Source organism: Klebsiella sp. RHBSTW-00484 (assembly GCF_013705725.1).
GTDB lineage: Bacteria > Pseudomonadota > Gammaproteobacteria > Enterobacterales > Enterobacteriaceae > Klebsiella.
This window is the reverse complement of sequence record NZ_CP055481.1, coordinates 4,650,261-4,673,612: the sequence shown is the minus strand read 5'-3', so window position 1 is coordinate 4,673,612 and position 23,352 is coordinate 4,650,261. Positions and strand designations below refer to the sequence as shown.

The following is a 23,352-nucleotide window of genomic DNA, read 5'->3' as shown; positions in this document are numbered from 1 at the left end:
CCGCTACGAATTACACACTCGGGATTTAACTGCTTGCGATTATTTGCTCAACTTAGCTGGTATTTCCGCCGGGAGTGGCGTCGTTACCTCGGCGCTATTGCTCTGCTGATCATCATAGCCATCCTGCAACTGGTGCCGCCGAAAGTGGTCGGCATCGTGGTGGATGGCGTCACGAAACAACATTACACCGCGGAAAAGGTGTGGATGTGGATCGGCCTGCTGGTGGTCATTGCGGTGATGGTTTACCTGCTGCGCTACGTCTGGCGCGTGCTGCTGTTCGGTGCTTCCTATCAGCTGGCTGTCGAGCTGCGTGAAGATTTCTATCGTCAGCTCAGCCGCCAGCATCCGGCTTTTTACCTGCGTCATCGCACCGGGGACCTGATTGCCCGGGCGACTAACGACGTTGACCGGGTAGTTTTCGCCGCCGGCGAAGGGGTGCTGACGTTAGTTGACTCCATGGTGATGGGCTGCGCGGTGCTGATTGTGATGTCCACGCAAATCAGCTGGCAGTTAACTCTGCTGGCGCTGCTGCCGATGCCGATTATGGCTCTGGCAATTAAGCGTAACGGTGATGCGCTACATGAGCGCTTTCGCGTAGCGCAGGCGGCATTCTCCAGCCTGAACGACCGTACTCAGGAGAGCCTCACCAGCATCCGTATGATCAAAGCCTTTGGCCTTGAAGATCGGCAATCGGCGCAGTTCGCCGCCGATGCTGCGGATACCGGGGCGAAAAATATGCGCGTGGCGCGCATTGATGCCCGCTTTGACCCGACGATCTATATTGCGATTGGCACCGCCAACCTGCTGGCGATCGGTGGCGGTAGCTGGATGGTGCTGCAAGGCAGCATGACCCTGGGTCAGCTTACCAGCTTTATTATGTACCTTGGCCTGATGATTTGGCCGATGCTGGCGCTGGCGTGGATGTTTAACATCGTTGAGCGCGGGAGTGCGGCCTATTCGCGCATTCGCACCATGCTGGAAGAGGCCCCGGTAGTTAAAGACGGAAGCGAACCTGCACCTGAAGGCCGCGGTACGCTCAACGTTGCCGTTCGCGAATTTATCTATCCGCAGGCGCATAAATCCTCACTGGAAAAGGTCAACTTTACGCTACAGCCTGGTCAAATGCTGGGGATATGTGGGCCGACGGGTGCCGGTAAAAGTACCATTCTGGCGTTGATTCAGCGCCATTTTGATGTCACCGATGGTGATATCCGCTTCCATGACGTTCCTCTGACCCGACTCCAGTTGGATAGCTGGCGCGCCCGGCTGGCGGTGGTGAATCAGACGCCGTTTTTATTTTCCGATACCGTTGCCAGCAATATTGCGCTGGGTAGACCGGACGCTACGCAGGAACAAATTGAACACGTTGCGCGGCTTGCCAGCGTTCATGAAGATATTTTGCGCCTGCCGCAGGGATATAACACCGAAGTTGGTGAGCGCGGCGTGATGCTTTCTGGTGGGCAGAAGCAGCGCATTTCCATAGCCCGCGCGCTGCTGCTGGAAGCCGAGATCCTGATTCTTGATGATGCGCTGTCGGCAGTGGATGGCCGTACGGAGCATCAAATTTTGCATAACCTGCGACAGTGGGGTGAGGGGAGAACGGTGATCATCAGCGCCCATCGCTTATCGGCGTTGACTGAGGCCAGCGAGATTCTGGTGATGCAGCATGGGCACGTGGCCCAGCGTGGTCGCCACGAAGCCCTTGCCGCACAGCCTGGCTGGTATCGCGATATGTACCGCTACCAGCAGCTCGAAGCGGCGCTGGATGATGTTGTGCAGGATCACGAGGAGGTCACAGGTGCGTAGTTTCACTCAACTCTGGCCGACGTTAAAACGCCTGCTGGCCTACGGTTCCCCGTGGCGTAAACAGCTGATGATTGCCGTTGCCATTATGTGGGTGGCGGCGGTGGCGGAGGTCAGTGGTCCGCTGCTGATTAGCTATTTCATCGACAACATGGTGGCGAAAAATTCGCTGCCGCTGAAGCTGGTTAGCGGTCTTGCGGTGGCCTATCTTGGCTTGCAACTTCTGGCTGCTGGCCTGCATTACTGCCAGTCGCTGCTGTTTAACCGCGCGGCGGTTGGCGTGGTGCAGCAACTGCGTAGTGACGTGATGGATGCCGCCCTGCGCCAGCCGCTCAGCGAGTTTGATACTCAACCGGTGGGGCAGCTTATTTCGCGAGTCACCAACGATACCGAGGTGATCCGCGATCTGTACGTGACCGTAGTGGCAACGGTGTTGCGCAGCGCCGCGCTGATTGGCGCGATGCTGGTGGCGATGTTCAGCCTTGACTGGCGGATGGCGCTGGTGGCGATCGCTATCTTCCCGGCGGTGTTGATCGTGATGATGATTTATCAGCGTTACAGCACGCCAATCGTCAGACGGGTTCGCGCCTGGCTGGCGGATATCAACGATGGTTTCAACGAAGTGATTAACGGTATGGGCGTCATTCAGCAGTTCCGCCAGCAGGCGCGGTTCGGCGAACGGATGCGCGAGGCCAGCTATGCGCACTACCTGGCGCGGATGCAAACTTTGCGCCTTGACGGTTTCCTGTTACGCCCGCTGCTGAGCCTGTTCTCTTCACTGATCCTCTGCGGCCTGCTGATGCTGTTTGGCTTCAGCAGCACAGGGACCATCGAAGTGGGGGTCCTCTACGCCTTTATTAGCTACCTTGGCCGTTTGAACGAACCGCTGATCGAACTGACAACTCAACAGTCGATGCTACAGCAGGCAGTTGTGGCGGGGGAGCGAGTTTTCGAACTGATGGACAGGCCGCGTCAGGCGTGGGGAGAGGATAGCGAACCACTGCGTAGCGGGGCAGTCAGTATCGATAATGTCTCTTTTGCCTACCGCGATGACAGTCTGGTATTGCAGGATATCAATCTTGATATCCCGTCCCGCAGCTTCGTGGCGCTGGTCGGTCATACTGGTAGCGGCAAAAGCACTCTTGCTAGCTTGATGATGGGCTACTACCCGTTGACCAAAGGTGAAATTCGTATCGATGGCCGTCCGCTCTCTTCATTAAGCCACAGCGCGCTGCGTCAGGGGATTGCAATGGTGCAGCAGGACCCTGTGGTGCTGGCCGATACCTTCTATGCCAACGTTACCCTCGGTCGTGACATCAGCGAAGAGCAGGTTTGGGAGGCGCTGGAAGCGGTGCAGTTGGCAGAGCTGGCCCGCGAAATGGAAGACGGGATTTATACGCAACTGGGCGAGCAGGGGAACAATCTCTCCGTTGGTCAGAAGCAACTGCTGGCGCTGGCACGGGTGCTGGTTGATACCCCGCAGGTGCTGATCCTTGATGAAGCAACGGCCAATATCGACTCAGGTACTGAGCAGGCGATCCAGCAGGCCCTGGCGCGGGTTCGCGAGCACACTACGCTTGTCGTTATCGCCCACCGTTTATCGACCATCGTTGAGGCCAATACTATCCTGGTGCTGCATCGCGGCCAGGCCGTAGAGCGCGGGAATCATCAACAGCTGCTGGCGGCAAAAGGTCGTTACTGGCAGATGTACCAGCTGCAGCTGGCTGGCGAAGAGCTGGCGGCCAGCGCGCAGGAAGAGTCGCTTATTGCCTGATGCACCATGAGCAGGCAGCGCGGGTTTGGCGGTTTGCGGTGGTGCAAAAACGTCACATATCACGCACTGAAATGGTGCATTTTTAGGCGGTCATGGCGTTTTTCCGCTTCGTTTCAAGCGATTTCTTTTCTTTCTCCCTCCAGAAGGGCCGCTTTGCGGTCCTTTTTCATTTCTGGCATAGCCCTTGCTTTATTCCCTATGTGTTAGCCGTGGCCATTACCGAATTCTGACTGGAGGGGACTTATGAAGCTGGTTACCGTGGTAATCAAACCATTCAAACTGGAAGACGTGCGTGAAGCATTATCTTCGATGGGAATTCAGGGCCTGACGGTCACTGAAGTAAAAGGGTTCGGCCGTCAGAAAGGCCATGCGGAACTTTATCGCGGAGCTGAATACAGCGTCAATTTTTTACCGAAGGTGAAGATTGACGTGGCCATTGCCGACGATCAGCTCGATGAAGTCGTCGATGTCATTAGTAAAGCGGCTTATACCGGAAAAATTGGCGACGGCAAAATCTTTGTCGCCGAGTTGCAGCGCGTCATTCGCATCCGTACCGGCGAATCTGACGAAGCGGCACTGTAACTTTCAGACCACACAGTGATGGGGAACGAAACAATGAAGATAGCAACAATGAAAACAGGTCTGGGAGCGCTGGCGCTTCTTCCGGGGTTGGCAATGGCCGCTCCGGCAGTAGCAGATAAAGCCGACAACGCCTTTATGATGATTTGCACCGCACTGGTGCTGTTTATGACTATTCCGGGCATCGCGCTGTTCTACGGCGGCCTGATCCGCGGTAAAAACGTTCTCTCCATGCTGACTCAGGTTATTGTGACTTTTGCGCTGGTCTGTGTGCTGTGGGTGGTTTACGGATATACATTAGCTTTCGGCACTGGCGGCAGCTTCTTCGGTAGTTTTGACTGGGTCATGCTGAAGAATATTGAACTCAAAGCGCTGATGGGCAGCTTCTATCAATATATTCACGTTGCTTTCCAGGGCTCTTTTGCCTGTATCACCGTCGGCCTGATTGTTGGCGCGCTGGCGGAACGGATCCGTTTCTCTGCGGTATTGATTTTCGTGGTGGTGTGGATGACGCTCTCCTATGTGCCGATTGCGCATATGGTCTGGGGCGGTGGTCTGCTCGCAACGCACGGTGCGCTGGACTTCGCGGGTGGTACCGTTGTACATATCAACGCCGCCGTCGCCGGGTTGGTGGGTGCTTACATGATGGGCAAACGCGTTGGCTTCGGCAAAGAAGCGTTCAAGCCGCATAACCTGCCGATGGTCTTCACCGGTACCGCGATCCTCTACGTTGGTTGGTTTGGCTTCAACGCCGGTTCTGCTGGCGCGGCGAACGAAATTGCGGGCCTGGCTTTTGTCAACACCGTGGTGGCGACTGCGGCGGCTATCCTGGCGTGGACCTTCGGTGAATGGGTTACCCGCGGTAAGCCATCTCTGCTGGGCGCATGTTCCGGGGCGATCGCAGGACTGGTTGGGGTTACACCAGCATGTGGCTATATCGGTGTCGGTGGTTCTCTGATTGTCGGTATCGCGGCGGGCCTGGCGGGCCTGTGGGGCGTCACCGTACTGAAACGCTGGTTGCGTGTTGATGACCCGTGCGATGTGTTCGGCGTTCACGGTGTCTGCGGTATCGTCGGCTGTATCCTGACCGGCATCTTTGCCGCAACCTCTCTGGGCGGCGTCGGTTACGCAGAAGGCGTGACCATGGGCCATCAGGTTCTGGTACAGTTGGAAAGTATCGCCATCACCATCGTCTGGTCCGGCATCGTCGCGTTCATTGGCTACAAAGTTGCTGATATGACCGTTGGCCTGCGCGTACCGGAAGATCAGGAACGCGAAGGTCTGGATGTGAACAGCCACGGCGAGAACGCCTACAACGCCTGATAAATAGCGTTATCTCCTGAAGCAACATAGCCTCCCTTAGGGGAGGCTCTGTTTTTTACGCGTTGCGGTTGCGCATGACCCCTTCCTGTACCGTCGAAGCCACCAGAGTGCCGTCCTGGGTATAGAACTCCCCGCGTACAAAACCGCGAGCGCTGGAGGCCGATGTGCTTTCAACGCTATAAAGCAACCATTCGTTAATATTGAACGGACGATGGAACCACATTGAATGATCGATAGTAGCAACCTGCATTCCCGGCTCAAGAAATCCCACGCCGTGCGGCTGCAGAGCTACTGGCAGGAAGTTGAAGTCTGAAGCATAGCCCAGTAAATACTGATGAATACGGAGATCCTCCGGTACTGCGCCGTTAGCGCGGATCCACACCTGACGCGTTGGTTGTGCAACGTGGCCTTTCAGCGGGTTATGGAATTCAGCCGGACGAATCTCCAGTGGTTTATCGCAGAGAAACTTATCTTTAACCTGCGGCGGCAGTAAATGGGACAGCTTGCGGGCAATATCTGTTTCAGAGGGGAGGTCGTCCGGCGCAGGAGCTGACGGCATCGGTTTCTGATGTTCGTAGCCAGACTCCGGGGCCTGGAAAGAGGCTGTCATGTAGAAAATCGGCTTACCGTTCTGAATGGCCGCGACTCGCCGGGCGCTGAAGCTATTGCCATCACGCAGGACTTCCACATCATAGATTATCGGTTTCTGGCTATCGCCGGGCCGCAGAAAATAGCTATGAAATGAGTGAATCAGGCGTTCAGTGGGGACTGTCTCTTTTGCCGCATACAATGCCTGGCCAACCACCTGGCCACCAAAAACCTGGCGTAATCCCAGATCTTCGCTCTGCCCGCGGAATAGCCCTTCTTCAATTTTTTCCAGATTTAACAATGCCAGCAGATTGGATAGTGCCTGACTCATAGTGACCCTCAATCAATGATAACTGCCTTGTGCAGCGCGTAATTGAGGCAAAGTATAACCTGGAATCGCAAGTGGTCCGATGGGTGTAATAATCTGAATATGAGCTCCTTTCCAGGAAGAGATCTGAGATCTGTGCCACACTTATTCACGATACTAATGTCCTGTCCCTGATTCTGGCAGGATGTACTCCTGTTACAGTAGGGATGAAAAGGAGAACATAATGAAATTTGCCTATATGTTAAGTGCCTTAGCCGTAGCGGCTACGTTGACCGCCTGTGCGAATAATCACAACGGCAATGCAGCAAATCAAACGGCAGCGCCCGATCCTTATGGCATTGCCTCACTGAGCTCCTCGCAGCAGCAGCCTAACGTTTCCGGGACAATCAATATTAGACAGCGCGTGGCGTTGCCGCCGGATGCAGTATTGACCGTTACCTTGTCAGATGCGTCTCTGGCTGATGCTCCAGCGCACGTGTTGGCGCAAAAAGCGGTAAGGACGGAAGGGAAGCAGGCGCCGTTTAACTTTGTTTTGCCTTACAACCAGGCAGACATTAAGCCTAACGCACGCATTTTGTTAAGTTCAGCAATTACCGTGAATGGCCAGTTGATGTTTATCACTGATACCGTGCAAACGGTGATAAACCAGGGGGGCAATCGTGCCGATCTGTTACTGGTGCCGGTCCAGCAGACGGCTGTTCCGGTAGCCAACGCTGCCCCTGTCGCGCAATAAAATCATCAGCGCCCCTGTTCAGGGGCCTTTTTTTGCCTCTAATAAATCCAACGGTAATGCTGCAGGTCAATATGACCGCTACCGGAAACCTGCACGCCTTCCGCCAGTAGCGCCTGTCGTTGACGTTGCAGATCGGGACCCGTCAGAGAGATGTCCCCGCGGCGGTTGACCACTCGATGCCAGGGGAGAGTAGAGCCTTCCGGTAGACGCTTTAACACTCCCCCGACCTGGCGTGCAGCGCGCGGCGAGCCTGCCAGATGGGCGATGTCGCCATAGGTGGCAACGTAGCCTTCCGGTATAGAGGCGATTATCTGCCAGACCCGCTGTGGAAAGGTATCGTGAGAATCCATGGTACGTCCTGTTGCCGGAAAACGTTCAGGATAAGCGTTGGACGGCAGACTGTACAGATGACGACTCAAGCCGATTTTGCAACGGTAAATTCCAGTGCCAGGCCAAGGATCTGCATACCATGGATATTTTCGTTCGGGGTATTGCTCAGCAGGCTTTCAAGAAACTTCAGGCGTTTGGACTGAGCGTTAATGATAAGTTTAGCCCGCATTGCCGGGAGCTTAAGCGTTGATATCGGGTACACCACGCGGCCGCTAACTTCGATGGGCAACTTGCGCAGTTCAACGTGCTGGAGCACGCCGACGCTGGAGTAAAGCAGCGCAACCGACGTCACAGCCAGCAGTTGGGCATCGCTAATCGTGATGAAATCCAGCATCAGCTCTGGGCGCAGGAAGTTTAAACCATGGAAAGGAACGGTGACTTCGTCGATAGGGGGCATTGCCAGGGTGGTGATTAAACGCGGTAATTCACTCATTCAGGTACCATTGGGATAACGTATTGATTAAAAAGGATACAAAGCATGTCTGGTATTATGAATGACGACGGGAAATTGTGCTGAGAGTACGCTCGCAATCTCTTGATTTCACCTCGCTGGAGTGTATCGAGAAGTATCCTGTGATACTCATTTGCTGGCTTTGCGCAATAAATCAGCAGCCGATCGGCGGCAGCTTGCAATTCACTAGCTCAGCAGGGATAATGCGCCAGCGCGTTAGGTAACTAGCGCTCTCAATGGGGGCTCTGTTGGTTCTCCCGCAACGCTACTCTGTTTACCAGGTCAGATCCGGAAGGAAGCAGCCAGAGCAGACGACGTGTGTGCCGGGATGTAGCTGGCAGGGCCCCCACCCATTTCTGGGTCTCAAAATTTTCTATCCCACAGTAAAGTTGTGACTTTTCCCTCTCTCAATATTTAATATCCACAGTTATTTTGTGTATTTTATTTTATTCCTAAAATGCTTGGTTCTTATGCCAGAAAATCATTGTGTCATAAAATTGAAATTTAACTGAAATATTAATGTCATTTTCGTGTCATATATGGCGTGCAAATTAGTTATGGGAAAATGTTGTTAGATATATACCCGTCATACTTCAAGTTGCTTATGTGTTGGCTACGCTCGCTCACCCCAGTCACATAGTTATCTATGCTCCTGGGGACTCACTCCCTTGCCGCCTTTAAGCAACTAGAATTATTAAGGGTATAAGCTGGAGATATATCTCTGGATCAGCATGTTAACTTCGTGTATTAATTATATGATAATTTTATTTCACGGGAAGCGTGATTATGACCACTGTGGTTCTGAACGTAAAAATTGATAGCGAGTTAAAAGAAAAACTGCGTCAGTATGCGGAAGAAAATAACGAGAATTTAGGGACAACGACGGAGAAACTGCTGTTGCTAGCTTTTCAGGTAGTGGATTCAGCAGACGAGGCGGGGGTTTCGGAGGAAGATATCGATAGCCAGCATACCGAAGAGGAAACGTCTCCATTAACCCCTAAAGAAATCAAAGCGTTACGTAAAATTCTGAAGAAGAGAAAATGAAACAACAACTCTCTACAGCCAGCAACTATAGCGAAGCCTGCGACATGCTACGATCCGGCTATGTTAAGCATGTACGTCTGAACTGGAATATTGGTAGCGATGAGTTTTTTCGCATTGCATCCGATTGGTGTGATACCGGTGCAAAAATTAAAAAAGATGAAGATGGTTTTATTATATCGCTAAAAGGTTTTGCGATTCCGCGCCAGCATTGATGAAATTATTTCATTTTTGTCATCGGACTGACATGTCGTAATGACAAGATTGAATGGCAATTTTATAAAAACATCTCATATGCATCATGGATGATGGTTTTTGACGGGCTGGCTCCAGCCCGTCGATATTTTATTATATGATTTTCCGCAGGCGAAAATTATCCTTCTGTTCCGTAAGGCTATGCCATAGCGGCTGCAGCGTATTAAAGGCGTTGCGTAGTTCCTCATCAGACAGCGTGAAGGGCAAACGTAAATAACGGTCAAATGCGCCTGCCAGACCGAAACGCGTTCCTGTTCCGATATGAATCCCGCGACTTTCTGCCCGCACCGAAAACAGTGTCGCCAGCATTCCTGGTAATTCCACCCAAAAAGAGAGCCCCCCCTCGGGCAACGTAAAACGCCAATGCGGGAAAAACTCAGCCATCAGTTCGCCGCACATGTCCCTGCGGGCGGCCAGCATCGTCCGGCGTGATGGTAACAGCGTTTTTTCATTTTCCAGTAACCAACAGCAGGCCAGTTGTTCCAGCAGCGGAGAGCCCAGATCGAGGGAGTCGCGTGCCTGGACCAGCGATGCAATGGTTCGCGAAGACGCGCGGATCCAGCCTATGCGCAACCCTCCCCAAAAACTTTTCCCCGCGGAGCCGATAGTGATTACCGGCGCGTCCGGATTAAACGTCGCTAATGGAGGCGGTGGTGGGGCGTCGTACCATAAATCGACCATCGTCTCATCGACCACCAGAGTGGTGCGGGTTTGCGCTGCGATATCGGCAACCCGCTGGCGCGTGGCGCTATCCATACAACGACCAGTGGGGTTATGAAAGTCGGGCATCAGCCAGGCCAGTCGCGGGGCCGTTTGCGCGATTGTCGCTGCCAGACCGTCGCAATCCCATCCCTGCGCTGGTAACGCGACGCCAACCGGGCGGCACGATGCTCCCTGAATTGCGCTGATCGCCATGGGGTAAGTCGGCGCATCTACCACCACGCGATCGCCTGGCCCGGTTAATAAACGCAGCACCAGAGCAAATCCGCTTAGCGCTCCATTGACGATCATCACTTCATCACTGCGCGTCGGCAGGCCGCGCTCGCTATAGCGGTGGGCGATCGCTTCGCGAAGAAGCTGCAGGCCTTGCTGATCGTAACCGGTATTGGATAAATGCTGAGGCATGATCTTGAGAGCCTGACTGTAGGCTTGATGGATCTCAGGTCCAGCGCTGAGCGCAGCAACGGCCAGATTGACTGACAACGGATCCGGCGTTTTGGCTGCCATATTTACCGGGCGTTCCGGCAGAGCGATCCGCGATCCGCTGCCCTGGCGACTGTAGAGATAGCCCTCCTCTCGCAGTTGCCCGAGCGCGCTGGCAACCGTAGTGCGGCTGATATTCAGAGCGGCTGCCAGTTCACGTTCGCCGGGTAGCCGGGTTTCCAAAGCCAGGCGACCATCGAGGATTAGCAGGCGTAGAGCTTCAGCTAACTGACGCCAGAGCGGCGTACGGGAGGTGGATTCTTGCCAGTTACCGAGCAGGCGTACCAGCGATTGTGAACCAAAGCGACGAGATGACATAGCAATCCACTTTTTAAAAACTGGCCATTAATTATCAATCCATTTTTACTGATGATAGCGGAAATCGCAATGACTCTGAGGTGAAAAATGGTACGTCGCTTACTGCAACTTTACATCGGTCTGGTCCTGTACGGCGTATCGACCGCGCTATTTGTTCATGCCAATCTCGGGGCCGATCCGTGGGATGTTTTTCATCTGGGGATTGGCAAACAATTCAGTCTGGATTTCGGCACGGTGATGATCCTGACCGGCGCGGCGGTGCTGCTATTGTGGATCCCGCTACGGCAAATGCCGGGTCTGGGTACAGTGAGTAATGTGGTTGTGTTAGGGCTGGCAGCAAATGCCACTCTGGCAGTATTGCCGCCTATCGAATCGCTCGTGTCGAGCAGCCTCCTGCTGGTGGGGGCTATCGTGCTGAATGCACTGGCAACTGGCATGTATATTGGTGCCGGTTTCGGCCCGGGTCCTCGCGATGGTCTGATGACTGACCTGCATGCACGTACAGGGTGGTCGTTGCGCGGCATTCGTACGGCGATTGAAGTATCGGTTCTGCTGATTGGCTGGCTGTTAGGCGGTAAATTTGGCGTAGGTACCGTACTTTATGCGCTAACGATTGGGCCACTGATTCAGCTGTGCTTGCCGTGGTTTCGTCAGTCAATTACGCGCAAAGCGTCGGCAAAACGCAGTGAGGTTATTTCCTGATTTTAAGCCGTCATCAAGAGCAGATACTAAACTTATCAATTCAGATATAGCCGGGTTCTCCGGCTGTGCTGTTCACTTCGGAGAATTAACTCATGAAGTACGTTGATGGTTTTGTTGTTGCCGTACCGGCGGAAAATAAGGAGGCATACCGCGAAATGGCAGCAAAGGCCGCGCCACTCTTTAAAGAGTTTGGCGCGCTGCGCGTGGTGGAGTGTTGGGCGGATGATGTCCCCGATGGAAAGTTGACCGACTTCCGTATGGCAGTGAAAGCTGAAGATGATGAAGAGGTGGTGTTTAGCTGGATTGAATATGCTTCGAAAGAAGCCAGGGATGCCGCCAACGCCAAAATGATGGCCGATCCGCGGATGAAAGAGTTCGGCGATAATATGCCATTTGACGGTAAACGAATGATTTTCGGCGGTTTCGTACCGCTACTGGATGAGTAATTCATCTCTGCCATCCCCGCTCCCAGTGGGGATGGCAATAGCTTCGTTACAAACTGCTCCAGCCATGCAGCATCATATAGAAACCCACCACGATAATCAGCGTGCCGGAAATCCACGGTGCTTTTCGCGACAGATTGTTTAGCCCTGGCCAGCGGTTGGCGACGTGTTTCACGCTTAAAGCCGCAATCGCGCCAGAGGTGACTAAGGTAAGCGCCAGTCCCACGCTAAACCCCAATACCAGCGTCGCTCCCAGTGAGAATTTTTTCAACTGCAGGCAAATGAGCAATACGGTAATTGATGCCGGACAGGGGATTAAACCACCCGTTAGCCCGAATAACATGATTTGTCCGGTGGTGACTTGTTGTCCGTTAAAGCGACGATTGATCTCTTCTGCATGCGCTCGCTGGTGCGCGTCCTGCCAGTCGGAGGCAACCAGCGGACCTTGATGAGGGGGAGAGTTGTATTCATGTGGATGGTGGTGATCATGATGATGTTCATGTTCATGTTCATGTTCATGTTCATGTTCATGCGGGCGAGATTCGCGCCAGGTTCGCCACAGCATCCAGCAGGCGATCAGTACGATAAGGATCCCTGAAATCAGCTGAAACCAGGGTTCTGATGTCTGCGCGTCCCAGCCGCGACCAAACCATAAACCCGCCATCGCCACCAACCAGACGACCGCCGTATGCGATATAGTCGCAGCTAGCCCCAGCAGTACCGCCTGCTTCAACGTGCCACGCACCGCCACAATAAATGCCGCCATCATTGTTTTAGAGTGCCCCGGCTCGAGGCCGTGCAGTGCGCCGAGCAGAATGGCGCTGGGTATAAATAACCAGGCATTGCCTTGCTGCAAAAGTGAAGTGAAATCGTTCATAACCAGCCCCCGCTAAAAGTGATCGTATGCTACTCCCCCCCAGTAAATAAATACTACCCCCCAGTAGAAAAATACTCCGGGGGAGTAGAGCATGTTATGCTGTTGTCATTCCATACAAAGGCCTTTAGCGGCAAAAATTGACTCATTCAAGAGTGGATCGCGATATGTCACATACCGTTCGTCACAAGAAGATGTTATTGACCAGATTGAAGAAAATTCAGGGGCAAAGTGCGGCGCTGGAGAAAATGCTCAATCGGGAACATGAATGCGCAGAGGTGTTGCAGCAGCTTGCGGCGATCCGCGGGGCGGTCAACGGTATGATGTTGCAGGTTATCCAGGGACACTTAACGGACCATGTCGTTAAAGAACCAGAAGAAGGCCAGCGTGAAGCCGATCTTGAAGTGGTCATGCAGGTGGTCAAATCCTACCTGAAGTGAATTCAGGCGCGATTTTCATCAGGCTCTGTGGGGTGTGCTTTGAGGTTATTCTCTGCCCACAGGATAAACTTCTCTTTCGGCAGAGCCTTGCTGTAAAGCCAGCCTTGGGCATATTGCACGCCATGATCGCGCAGCCAGTCGCGCTGGCTTTCGGTTTCCACACCTTCCGCAACGGTCGCCAGATTAAGCGCTTTCGCCATCTAGATAATGTGCGGCGTAAGCGGTTTGTACTCCAGCGTATCGACAAACGATTTATCGATTTTCAGAGTATCAACGTCCAGTTTTTGCAAATAGCTCAGGCTGGAGTAGCCGGTACCGAAATCATCAATGGAGATACGATGCCCTGCCTTGCGGTAGCCCGCGATAACCGGCAGGGTGATTTGCGGATCAACAAAACCGCGTTCGGTAATTTCCAGGATGATTTGCTGGGCATGGATATTCCAGATAAGAAGCTGTTCGCGTAAAAGCTGCGGCAGCTTTGGCGAACGCAAGTCATCGACCGACAGATTAATCGCAATATGGATATCCGGACGCTGGCGTAACCAGGGGCCAAGGTCGGTAAAGATTTTTCTGACAATATCTTCCGTTAAGCGGGTGATAAGCCCGGTCTGTTCGGCAAGCGGAATAAAAATATCCGGCGATAAAAAGCTACCATCCGGTTGCTGCCAGCGCGCCAGCGCTTCAGCGCCAACGATTTTTCCACTTTGTAGCGAAATTATGGGTTGGTAATACACCTGAATGGCGTTGGAGTGCAGGGCGTCTAGCATCCCGTAGCGCGGTGAGCGTAATCTTCTTAGCAAGCGAAGAAGCAGGAACGAGGCCAGCAGGCTAGTGAATAGACCAATCGGTAGCCACAGTATCAGCTGCTGATGGAGTTTTTTCTGTAATGGCAGCGTGGATGACCAGGTGGCGATAGCCAGACCCAGCTCGGGAATGGTGTGAATACGATAAACGGTATTATTGATAGTCAGCGTATCGGCATCCAGGCGTTTAATTTTCGCCCAGGCTACCGCATTGAGCGGCTTACTGCTGATAATAATCTGATTGCGCTTGGTTCCGAACAAGAGAGTGTGAATCTCTTCCTGGCCTAATGGAATCACATCAATAAACGAAGTGGGATCAATCATCACCACATGATTCTCGCTGCCCATTGCCGTCATTTTATGTTGCAGGCCCAGGTCGTTAACCGATGTAAGCCAGGCACGATAGCCGTCGCTAGTGATGTGATCAGGTACCGGAAAGGTTACTGAAACCTGGTGATCCTCAAGAGAAGAGCACTGCGGAATGCCATCGCGTAACCACAGAACCTCCTGCACGTAGCGATGGGTATAGGCAATGCGCCGCATTTCGAGTAAGTGCTGTGGGCTACAGGTGGCGGCCGTGTGGGTATCCGCTTCCTTGAGCGCTTCTCGTGCCTGGTTGGCTACCTGCTGAACGCGCTCCAGAACGCGGGCGGAAAAATTATCCAGTTCGGTGTAAAACTGCATTTTGGCCTGCTGGGTTGCCAACCAGATACTCAGGACTATAGGCAAAATAATGGCAAGTATTAGGACCCCTGTAACCAGACTCACTTGATGCCGGGTCGTCATGAGTATTTCCTTAATTTATCGAGGGGTTCGATGAGTATACGCGAAAGATAAAAAACGTAGTGGTCAGGAAATCAGAGTTGCGCGGGATAAAAAAGCCCGAATCGCGAGATACCGACGATTTCGGGCAAACAGTGGATGATCCGCGGCGCTTAACGCTTTGAGCGATGCGGAGAAAAACGAGGGCTGGCATGCTGACAATAAGGGTTATCAGCATATATTCATATTCTAAAGCGTAATCATGACAGCCAGATGTTGTACTTAATGGGCATCCGGTGCAGAGATATCGGCGCTAATCCGCAGGTCATTTTCATCGAACACCATGCAGTAGCGATCGTCGAACGCAACGCTAATTTTCTGCCATGGGCGGAAATGAACGTCGCCGGGCAGCAGGATTTTGACGTTATCATGGCCATAACACTGACCGAACAGATAGGTATTGTTGCCCAGTCTCTCGACCACTTCACATTGAAACTCAACGACGGTCCCTGTGTTCACGTTGGTTGAGAGATGCTCAGGGCGAATACCGAGCGTAACCGCGGCACCAGGCAGCAGCGGCGAGGTGGTGATATTGAGCGTCAGATGGTGATCTTGCGCCATCTTCACGCTGAGCTGGCCTGGCTGCCAGGCGGTCACCGTGGCGGGAAGGAAGTTCATTTTCGGTGAACCGATGAATCCTGCAACGAATTTATTGACCGGATTGTAATACAGCGACATCGGTGAGCCCATCTGCTCAACTTTGCCGTAGTTCATTACGACTATTTTATCGGCCAGAGTCATTGCTTCGACCTGATCGTGGGTGACATAGACCATGGTGGTCTTGAGTTCGTGGTGTAGTTTGGCGATATGCAGACGCATCTCGACGCGTAATTCAGCATCAAGGTTAGAGAGCGGTTCATCAAACATAAACACTCGCGGATTGCGCACAATAGCGCGGCCAATCGCCACGCGCTGGCGCTGGCCACCTGAGAGCTGTTTAGGTTTACGATCCAGCAGATGCGAAAGCTGCAGCGTTTTTGCCACCATCTCAACCTGACGGCGAATTTCATCTTTCGGGACTTTATTGACCTTAAGGCCATAGCCCATATTTTCCGCAACCGTCATATGCGGATAAAGCGCGTAAGACTGAAATACCATCGCTACGCCACGATGGGCTGGTACCACGTCGTTCATCACTTCATCGCCAATCAGCACTTCACCGTCGCTGACCTCCTCGAGTCCGGCAATCATGCGCAGTAGCGTAGATTTACCGCAGCCGGACGGGCCGACGAAAACCGCAAATTCACCATCTTCAATATCAAGATTTACCTGATGCAGCGTCACTGTACTGCCGAACCGCTTGGTGACATTCCTCAGTCGTATATTGGACATCAACATTCCCCGGGTTAGTAGCCGTTGTTTGCCGTTGGGATTAGGGCTGTAATGTGGTTTTGTATAACGTATAACAATTCAGCCTGACGATGCTCAACGACACTAAAGTCATGTGATAACTATAACTTCCAGCGTTTTTGCGCCATACAGTGATGTTTCATTTCTGCAATCATGATCACACAACTGGCAGCTTTCAGTAGTTTTATCCGCATTCAAAGCGTAGCGTATAACAAATTCAATGTGACAGTGGTTTTCATCATGAATCACCGTTTATCAATAGGTTTAAACATTACAAAAAGTCGTACCACTCAATAAAAACCATTTAATTGTTATACCTTCACATGAGGTTGATAATGAAAAAGAATACTCTTGCTGCACTGATCCTTACCACTTTGTCTGCCGGGCAGTTAGTGAGTCTGCAGGCGCACGCGGCTGGGCAGCTCAACGTCTGGGAAGACATTAAGAAATCTGACGGTATCAAAACCGCGGTGAGTGATTTTGAAAAGCAGTACAACGTTAAGGTGAATGTGCAGGAGATGCCTTACGCCCAGCAGCTGGAAAAGCTGCGCCTTGATGGCCCGGCGGGTATTGGCCCTGATGTACTGGTTATCCCGAACGATCAGCTAGGCGGCGCGGTTGTACAGGGGCTTTTATCGCCTTTGACGCTGGACAAGGCAAAACAAGACGTTTTCACACCTGCGTCAATCAACGCTTTCCACATGGATAATGTGTTGTACGGCGTGCCGAAAGCGGTGGAAACCCTGGTGCTGATTTACAACAAAGACCTGATTGCCCAGCCGCTGGATAGCCTGCAGGCGTGGTTCGACTATTCGAAAAAACAGCGCGAAGAGGGCAAATACGGCCTGTTGGCGAAGTTTGATCAGATCTATTACAGCTGGGGCGCTATCGGGCCAATGGGCGGCTACATCTTCGGCAAGAACGACAAAGGTGGTTTTAACCCGCAGGACGTTGGCCTGAATAAACCTGGCGCGGTGGAAGCGGTCACCTTCCTGAAAAAATTCTATGCCGAAAAGGTTTTCCCGGCCGGGATCCTTGGGGATAACGGACTTAATGCTATCGATTCACTGTTCACCGAGAAGAAAGCGGCGGCAGTGATTAACGGTCCGTGGGCCTTCCAGCCGTATGAAGCAGCAGGCATCAACTACGGGGTCGTGCCGCTACCGATGCTGCCGGACGGCAAACCAATGAGCTCCTTCCTCGGTGTGAAAGGTTATGTCGTCTCGACGTGGAGCAAAGACAAAGCTCTGGCGCAGCAGTTCATCGAATTCATCAACCAGCCGCAGTACGTGAAAGCGCGCTATATCGCGACCGGCGAAATCCCGCCGTTGAAAGCGATGATTGACGATCCGGTGATTAAGAATGACGAAAAGGCCAGCGCGGTGGCCGTGCAGTCGGCGCGGGCGACGGCGATGCCTGGCATTCCGGAAATGGGCGAAGTCTGGGGTCCGGCGAATGCCGCTCTGGAGCTTAGTCTGACCGGGAAACAGGATCCGCAGGCGGCGCTTGATGGGGCTGAGAAGCAGATCAAGATGCAGATCGAAGCGATGCAGGCCAGCAATCAATAATCAGGTGATGTAACAGAACGGGAGGTACTCCTCCCGTTTTCAGAAGGAGTCGTGTGTGATTATCAATCCCAGCGAAAATATTGCCGAGGTGCGCGGCGCAGGACGCCATGCGTGGTGCGGCCTGTTGCTGGCTATCGTGCCGGGTTTTGGGCAGTTTTATCACCGTCAGTGGTTGAAGGGGATTGTCTTCCTGGTGCTGCTGAGTAGCTTTATGAGCGTTTTTTATGATTTTCTCAGCGAGGGCTTATGGGGGCTATATACCTTAGGCGAAGAGGTTCCGCGGGATAATTCTATTTTCCTGCTGGCGGAAGGGATTATCAGCGTACTGATTGTCGCCTTTGGCCTGCTGGTCTATTTTCTCTCGCTGCGCGATGCCTGGGTAAATGGCAAAAAGCGCGATGAGGGCATGGCGCTAAATAGCGTGCGCAAGCAGTATCAGATGCTGCTCAGAGACGGTTTTCCCTATCTGATGATTAGCCCCGGCTTTATTCTACTGGTGTTTGTCGTCATCTTCCCGATTTTGTTTGGTTTTGCCATTGCCTTTACCAACTACAACCTTTACCACACGCCGCCGGCGAAGCTGGTGGATTGGGTCGGGTTCAAAAACTTCATCAACATCTTCACATTATCCATCTGGCGCTCAACCTTCTTTGATGTGTTGCAGTGGACAGTGGTGTGGACTTTACTGGCGACGACGTTGCAATGTACCGTCGGTGTGCTGCTGGCTATTCTGGTCAACCAGAAAGATCTGCGCTTTAAGCCGATGATTCGTACTATTTTTATTCTGCCGTGGGCGGTGCCGGGGTTCGTGACAATTCTGGTTTTTGCCGGGATGTTCAACGATTCGTTCGGGGTGATTAATAACGCGATTTTATCCTTCTTCGGCATCAGCCCGAAGGCGTGGCTGACCGATCCGTTCTGGACCAAGACTGCGCTGATCATGATGCAGACCTGGCTGGGCTTCCCGTTTGTTTTCGCCATGACTACCGGCGTACTGCAGGCGATACCGGACGATCTTTATGAAGCGGCCACCATGGACGGCGCAAGCGCGTACACCCGCCTGCGCACCATTACTCTGCCGCTGGTGCTGTACTCGATTGCGCCGATCATCATCACCCAGTACACCTTCAACTTTAACAACTTCAACATCATCTATCTGTTCAACAACGGTGGCCCTGCGGTGGCGGGTTCCAATGCTGGGGGTACGGATATTCTGGTGTCGTGGATTTATAAATTGACGATGTCGTCTTCGCAATACGCCATCGCGGCCACCATTACGATCCTGCTGTCGATTTTCGTTGTCGGCCTGGCGTTGTGGCAGTTCCGCGCCACTAAATCCTTCAAAAACGACGACATGGCGTAAGGGAAGAAAATGGCTAAATCACCGAGTATTAAACGCGAAAAGTGGATTCGCCTGTCACTGACCTGGCTGGTGGTAATCCTGGTGTCGACGATCATCATCTACCCGTTGGTATGGACGGTAGGGGCATCACTGAACGCCGGGAATAGTCTGCTGAGTACGTCGATTATTCCAGAGAACCTGTCGTTCCAGCATTACGCCGACCTGTTTAATGGCAATGTGAACTACCTGACCTGGTACTGGAATTCGATGAAGATCAGTTTCATGACCATGGTGCTGACCTTAATCAGCGTGAGCTTCACCGCCTACGCGTTCTCTCGTTTTCGTTTCAAAGGACGACAGAATGGGCTGATGCTGTTCCTGTTACTACAGATGATCCCGCAGTTCTCGGCGCTAATTGCGATCTTTGTTTTGTCGCAGTTGCTGGGGCTGATCAACAGCCATCTGGCGCTGGTGCTGATCTACGTTGGCGGCATGATCCCGATGAATACCTGGCTTATGAAGGGATATCTGGATGCGATCCCTAAAGATCTGGATGAGTCCGCACGTATGGATGGCGCCAGCAGCTTCCGCATTTTTTTCGAAATCATCATGCCGCTGTCAAAGCCGATCCTCGCGGTGGTGGCGCTGTTCTCGTTCACCGGCCCGCTGGGGGATTTTATTCTCTCCAGCACTATCCTGCGTACCCCGGATAAGTACACGCTGCCGATCGGCCTGTACAACCTGGTGGCGCAGAAAATGGGTGCCAGCTACACCACTTATGCGGCGGGAGCGGTGCTGATTGCCGTCCCGGTCGCGATTCTCTATCTGGCGCTGCAAAAATACTTTGTTTCCGGCCTGACCTCTGGCAGTACAAAAGGATAACCTCATGAAAAGATTAACACCCGCGTGGCTTGCTGTTTCTCTGGCATGCTGTTTCTCCGCCAGTACGTTTGCCGCCGATGCGCTGCAAACGAAGGCGTTCAACAATATGCCCGCTGATTTTATTAAAGGTGCGGATATTTCCACGTTGCTGGATGCGGAAAAGCACGGGGCAAAGTTTTATAACCACAATAATCAGCAGCAGGATCCGATCGCGATTTTGAAGGCCGATGGCGTGAATTATGTTCGCCTGCGTCTGTGGGTTGATCCTAAAGATGTTCAGGGCCAGGGATACGGTGGCGGTGATAACGATCTGGCGGCAACGCTGGCGCTGGCAAAGCGTGTAAAAGCACAGGGTATGAAGTTGCTGCTCGATTTCCACTACAGCGATTTCTGGACCGATCCGGGTAAGCAGTTCAAGCCGAAAGCCTGGGATAAAATGGACTATCCACAGCTGAAAACCACCATCCACGACTACACCCGCGACACGATTGCCCGCTTTAAACAGGAGGGCGTGCTGCCGGATATGGTGCAGATCGGTAACGAGATTAACGGCGGTATGCTGTGGCCGGAGGGTAAAAGCTGGGGGCAGGGCGGTGGTGAGTTCGATCGCCTCGCAGGACTGCTTAACGCGGCTATTGATGGCCTGAAAGAAAACCTCACCGACGGCGAGCAGGTGAAAATTATGCTTCATCTGGCAGAAGGAACCAAAAACGATACCTTCCGCTGGTGGTTTGATGAAATCAGCAAGCACAACGTGCCTTACGACATTATCGGTCTGTCGATGTACACCTACTGGAATGGCCCGATTAGCGCGTTGAAAGCCAATATGGACGATATCAGCAAGCGCTATAACAAAGATGTGATTGTTGTTGAAGCCGCTTACGCTTATACCCTGGAGAACTGCGATAACGCGGAAAATAGTTTCCAGGCGAAAGAGGAAAAGGATGGCGGTTATCCGGCGACCGTACAAGGACAATATAATTATATTCACGATTTAATGCAGGCCGTTATCGACGTGCCGGAACATCGCGGAAAAGGTATTTTTTATTGGGAGCCGACGTGGATCGCTGTGCCGGGAAATACCTGGGCGACACCTGCCGGAATGAAATATATCCACGATGAGTGGAAAGAGGGCAATGCCCGGGAAAATCAGGCGCTGTTTGATTGCCAGGGAAAAGCATTGCCATCGATGAAGGTATTTAATTAATCATTCAGCTTTAAACTTCAGGATGTTTATTATGAAAAAATTTGCGCCTTTAAGTCCTAAGGTTAATGCGCTATTGCATGGCGCTGACTATAACCCAGAGCAGTGGGAGAATTATCCCGATATTATCGACAAAGATATTGCTATGATGCAGCAGGCAAAATGTAATGTGATGTCGGTGGGGATATTTAGCTGGGCGAAGCTTGAACCTCAGGAAGGCGTATTTGAGTTTGGCTGGCTGGACAGTATTCTCGATAAACTGTATGCCGCCGGAATTCATGTCTATCTCGCCACCCCAAGCGGCGCGCGTCCGGCGTGGATGTCGCAGAAGTATCCTCAGGTGCTACGCGTTGGTCGCGATCGGGTGCCTGCGCTGCACGGTGGACGCCATAACCACTGCATGTCATCACCGGTTTATCGTGAGAAAACCCTAAAAATCAACACGCTGCTGGCGGATCGTTACTCACAACACCCGGCGGTGCTGGGCTGGCATATCTCCAACGAATACGGCGGTGAGTGCCACTGCGGGCTGTGTCAGGAGCGGTTCCGTGACTGGCTGAAGGCGCGTTATGAAACCCTGGATAATCTCAACCACGCGTGGTGGAGCACTTTCTGGAGTCATACCTACAGCGACTGGTCGCAGATTGAATCTCCAGCCCCGCAGGGGGAAGTCTCAATTCATGGTCTTAACCTTGACTGGCATCGTTTCAACACCGCGCAGGTGACTGACTTCTGCCACCATGAAGTGGCCCCTCTGAAAGCAGCGAATGCTGAACTGCCGGTGACAACCAACTTCATGGAGTATTTTTACGATTACGACTACTGGCAGCTGGCGCAGGCGCTGGACTTCATCTCATGGGATAGCTATCCCATGTGGCACCGTGATAAAGATGAAACCACGCTGGCTTGCTATACCGCCATGTATCACGACATGATGCGCAGCCTGAAGGGCGGTAAACCGTTTGTGCTGATGGAATCAACGCCGAGCTCGACTAACTGGCAGCCGACCAGCAAGCTGAAAAAGCCGGGAATGCATATTCTTTCTTCTATCCAGGCCGTCGCGCACGGTGCTGATTCGGTGCAGTATTTCCAGTGGCGCAAAAGCCGTGGTTCGGTAGAAAAATTCCACGGGGCGATTATCGATCACGTAGGCCACCTGGATACTCGAGTAGGCCGTGAAGTGACTAAGCTCGGCGATATGTTAAGCAAGTTGCCGGGCGTGGTGGGTTGCCGGACGGATGCCAAAGTGGCGATTATCTTTGACCAGCAAAACCGCTGGGCGCTGGATGATGCCCAGGGACCGCGTAATCTCGGGATGGAGTATGAAAATACCGTCAACGAACACTATCGTCCATTCTGGGAGCAGGGGATCGCCGTCGATATTATCGATGCGGATGTTGACCTGAGCGCCTATCAGCTGGTTATTGCACCTATGCTGTACATGGTACGAGAGGGATTCGCCGAGCGCGCCGAAGATTTCGTCGCCAACGGCGGTCAGTTAGTTACAACATACTGGACGGGTATCGTTAACGAAACTGATCTGTGCCATCTCGGCGGCTTCCCTGGCCCATTACGTAAGCTGTTGGGCATTTGGGCGGAAGAGATCGACTGCCTGAACGATGGTGAACATAACCTGGTGCAAGGACTGGCGGGGAATAAAGGCGGATTGCAGGGGCCGTATCAGGTACGCCACCTGTGTGAACTGATTCATACTGAAGCCGCGGAGCCGCTGGCGACATACCGCGATGATTTTTATGCCGGAAGACCAGCGGTTACCGTCAATCATTTCGGTAAAGGTAAGGCCTGGCACGTTGCTTCACGTAACGATCTTGCCTTCCAGCGGGATTTCTTCGCTACCATATGCAAAGAATTGGCGCTGCCGCGTGCCGTTGAGGCTGATTTGCCGCCGGGGGTCGTGGCAACTGCGCGAACTGATGGCGAAACCACCTATGTATTCCTGCAAAACTACAGTACGCAGCAACATAGCATTACGCTGCCGCAGGGTTACCAGGATATCCTGACCGGTGCGGCGCTGAATGCGCCATTGACCTTAACAGCATGGGATTGCCGTATCCTTAGCCGTAACGCGTAATACCTCTTTACCCGCGCCTGCTCTTTGAGCAGGCGTTTTTTTAT

The 23,352-nt window shown here is 52.8% G+C and carries 21 protein-coding genes, 1 other RNA gene and 1 pseudogene; 16 read left to right on the top strand and 7 right to left on the bottom strand.

The features are described from left to right. The first annotated feature begins 33 nt into the window (after positions 1-33). The 4 genes from HV213_RS22045 to amtB all read left to right on the top strand — a co-directional run bounded on the left by HV213_RS22045 (position 34) and on the right by amtB (position 5,479). Positions 34-1,806, top strand: coding sequence for a SmdA family multidrug ABC transporter permease/ATP-binding protein (locus HV213_RS22045; RefSeq protein ID WP_181483305.1), 1,773 nt, complete (start codon positions 34-36; stop codon positions 1,804-1,806). Continuing rightward, positions 1,799-3,577 carry a SmdB family multidrug efflux ABC transporter permease/ATP-binding protein gene (locus tag HV213_RS22040; protein ID WP_181483304.1) on the top strand — a complete coding sequence of 593 codons (1,779 nt, stop codon included), beginning with the start codon at positions 1,799-1,801 and terminating at the stop codon, positions 3,575-3,577. Before HV213_RS22045 ends, HV213_RS22040 begins: the two co-directional genes overlap by 8 nt. 243 nt (positions 3,578-3,820) lie before the next feature. Next, entirely contained in the window at positions 3,821-4,159 is a 339-nt protein-coding gene (glnK, locus tag HV213_RS22035) for a P-II family nitrogen regulator (protein WP_004099573.1), read from the top strand. 33 nt (positions 4,160-4,192) lie between these two features. Then, on the top strand, positions 4,193-5,479 hold the full coding sequence (gene amtB, locus HV213_RS22030) for an ammonium transporter AmtB (RefSeq protein ID WP_167492815.1): 1,287 nt from the start codon (positions 4,193-4,195) through the stop codon (positions 5,477-5,479). 55 nt (positions 5,480-5,534) lie between these two features. On the opposite strand, the gene tesB is transcribed toward amtB, so the two are convergent. Further along, positions 5,535-6,398, bottom strand: a complete 864-nt coding sequence (gene tesB, locus HV213_RS22025; protein ID WP_181483303.1) for an acyl-CoA thioesterase II — start codon at positions 6,396-6,398, stop codon at positions 5,535-5,537. A 220-nt stretch (positions 6,399-6,618) separates the two neighbouring features. On the opposite strand from tesB, the gene HV213_RS22020 reads away from it, so the two are divergent. Continuing rightward, positions 6,619-7,128, top strand: a complete 510-nt coding sequence (locus HV213_RS22020) for a YbaY family lipoprotein (protein ID WP_181483302.1) — start codon at positions 6,619-6,621, stop codon at positions 7,126-7,128. 38 nt (positions 7,129-7,166) lie between these two features. On the opposite strand, the gene HV213_RS22015 is transcribed toward HV213_RS22020, so the two are convergent. Continuing rightward, positions 7,167-7,478 (bottom strand): MGMT family protein, encoded by a 312-nt coding sequence (locus tag HV213_RS22015; RefSeq protein WP_181483301.1) that lies wholly within the window; start codon positions 7,476-7,478, stop codon positions 7,167-7,169. A 65-nt stretch (positions 7,479-7,543) separates the two neighbouring features. Further along, positions 7,544-7,951: a dTDP-glucose pyrophosphorylase gene (locus HV213_RS22010; protein WP_181483300.1), complete on the bottom strand. Its 408-nt coding sequence runs from the start codon at positions 7,949-7,951 to the stop codon at positions 7,544-7,546. A gap of 264 nt (positions 7,952-8,215) precedes the next feature. On the opposite strand from HV213_RS22010, the gene ffs reads away from it, so the two are divergent. From ffs to HV213_RS21995, 3 genes are all read left to right on the top strand, one after another. Continuing rightward, an RNA gene (gene ffs, locus HV213_RS22005) (signal recognition particle sRNA small type) lies at positions 8,216-8,312 on the top strand. A 443-nt stretch (positions 8,313-8,755) separates the two neighbouring features. Then, the gene (locus HV213_RS22000; RefSeq protein ID WP_181483299.1) at positions 8,756-9,013 is read left to right on the top strand and encodes a hypothetical protein; all 258 of its coding nucleotides are present in this window, start codon (positions 8,756-8,758) and stop codon (positions 9,011-9,013) included. Beyond that, a complete protein-coding gene (locus HV213_RS21995; RefSeq protein WP_110273724.1) occupies positions 9,010-9,225 on the top strand; it encodes a hypothetical protein in 216 nt (71 codons plus the stop codon). The genes HV213_RS22000 and HV213_RS21995 overlap by 4 nt, the downstream gene beginning before the upstream one ends. Positions 9,226-9,358: 133 nt before the next feature. Here the strand turns inward: HV213_RS21995 and yczR are convergent, their stop codons facing one another. Beyond that, the gene (gene yczR, locus HV213_RS21990; RefSeq protein ID WP_181483298.1) at positions 9,359-10,786 is read right to left on the bottom strand and encodes a MocR-like transcription factor YczR; all 1,428 of its coding nucleotides are present in this window, start codon (positions 10,784-10,786) and stop codon (positions 9,359-9,361) included. An 87-nt stretch (positions 10,787-10,873) separates the two neighbouring features. Here yczR and yczE point away from each other — a divergent pair, with 87 nt between their 5' ends. Then, on the top strand, positions 10,874-11,488 hold the full coding sequence (gene yczE / locus HV213_RS21985; RefSeq protein WP_181483297.1) for a membrane protein YczE: 615 nt from the start codon (positions 10,874-10,876) through the stop codon (positions 11,486-11,488). Between the two features lie 92 nt (positions 11,489-11,580). Beyond that, complete coding sequence (locus HV213_RS21980) at positions 11,581-11,934, top strand: DUF1428 domain-containing protein (RefSeq protein WP_181483296.1); 354 nt, start codon at positions 11,581-11,583, stop codon at positions 11,932-11,934. 46 nt (positions 11,935-11,980) lie between these two features. Here the strand turns inward: HV213_RS21980 and HV213_RS21975 are convergent, their stop codons facing one another. Then, complete coding sequence (locus HV213_RS21975) at positions 11,981-12,808, bottom strand: nickel/cobalt efflux protein RcnA (RefSeq protein ID WP_181483295.1); 828 nt, start codon at positions 12,806-12,808, stop codon at positions 11,981-11,983. A 164-nt stretch (positions 12,809-12,972) separates the two neighbouring features. Between HV213_RS21975 and HV213_RS21970 the strand changes: the two genes are divergently transcribed. Then, positions 12,973-13,245: a metal-sensing transcriptional repressor gene (locus HV213_RS21970; RefSeq protein WP_110273719.1), complete on the top strand. Its 273-nt coding sequence runs from the start codon at positions 12,973-12,975 to the stop codon at positions 13,243-13,245. Between the two features lie 2 nt (positions 13,246-13,247). On the opposite strand, the pseudogene HV213_RS21965 reads toward HV213_RS21970, so the two are convergent. Beyond that, positions 13,248-14,834, bottom strand: a pseudogene (locus HV213_RS21965) (EAL domain-containing protein). A 258-nt stretch (positions 14,835-15,092) separates the two neighbouring features. Next, complete coding sequence (locus tag HV213_RS21960; protein ID WP_181483294.1) at positions 15,093-16,202, bottom strand: ABC transporter ATP-binding protein; 1,110 nt, start codon at positions 16,200-16,202, stop codon at positions 15,093-15,095. 353 nt (positions 16,203-16,555) lie between these two features. Here HV213_RS21960 and HV213_RS21955 point away from each other — a divergent pair, with 353 nt between their 5' ends. Genes HV213_RS21955 through HV213_RS21935 form a run of 5 tightly spaced genes read left to right on the top strand, consistent with a single transcriptional unit; the run spans position 16,556 to position 23,308 of the window. Continuing rightward, entirely contained in the window at positions 16,556-17,788 is a 1,233-nt protein-coding gene (locus HV213_RS21955) for a maltodextrin ABC transporter substrate-binding protein (protein ID WP_181483293.1), read from the top strand. A gap of 55 nt (positions 17,789-17,843) precedes the next feature. Further along, entirely contained in the window at positions 17,844-19,151 is a 1,308-nt protein-coding gene (locus tag HV213_RS21950) for a carbohydrate ABC transporter permease (protein WP_181483292.1), read from the top strand. Positions 19,152-19,160: 9 nt separating this feature from the next. After that, a complete protein-coding gene (locus HV213_RS21945) occupies positions 19,161-20,012 on the top strand; it encodes a sugar ABC transporter permease (protein ID WP_112214163.1) in 852 nt (283 codons plus the stop codon). Between the two features lie 4 nt (positions 20,013-20,016). Further along, entirely contained in the window at positions 20,017-21,219 is a 1,203-nt protein-coding gene (locus HV213_RS21940) for a glycoside hydrolase family 53 protein (RefSeq protein WP_181483291.1), read from the top strand. 31 nt (positions 21,220-21,250) lie between these two features. Then, complete coding sequence (locus HV213_RS21935) at positions 21,251-23,308, top strand: beta-galactosidase (RefSeq protein ID WP_181483290.1); 2,058 nt, start codon at positions 21,251-21,253, stop codon at positions 23,306-23,308. Positions 23,309-23,352: the final 44 nt, after the last annotated feature.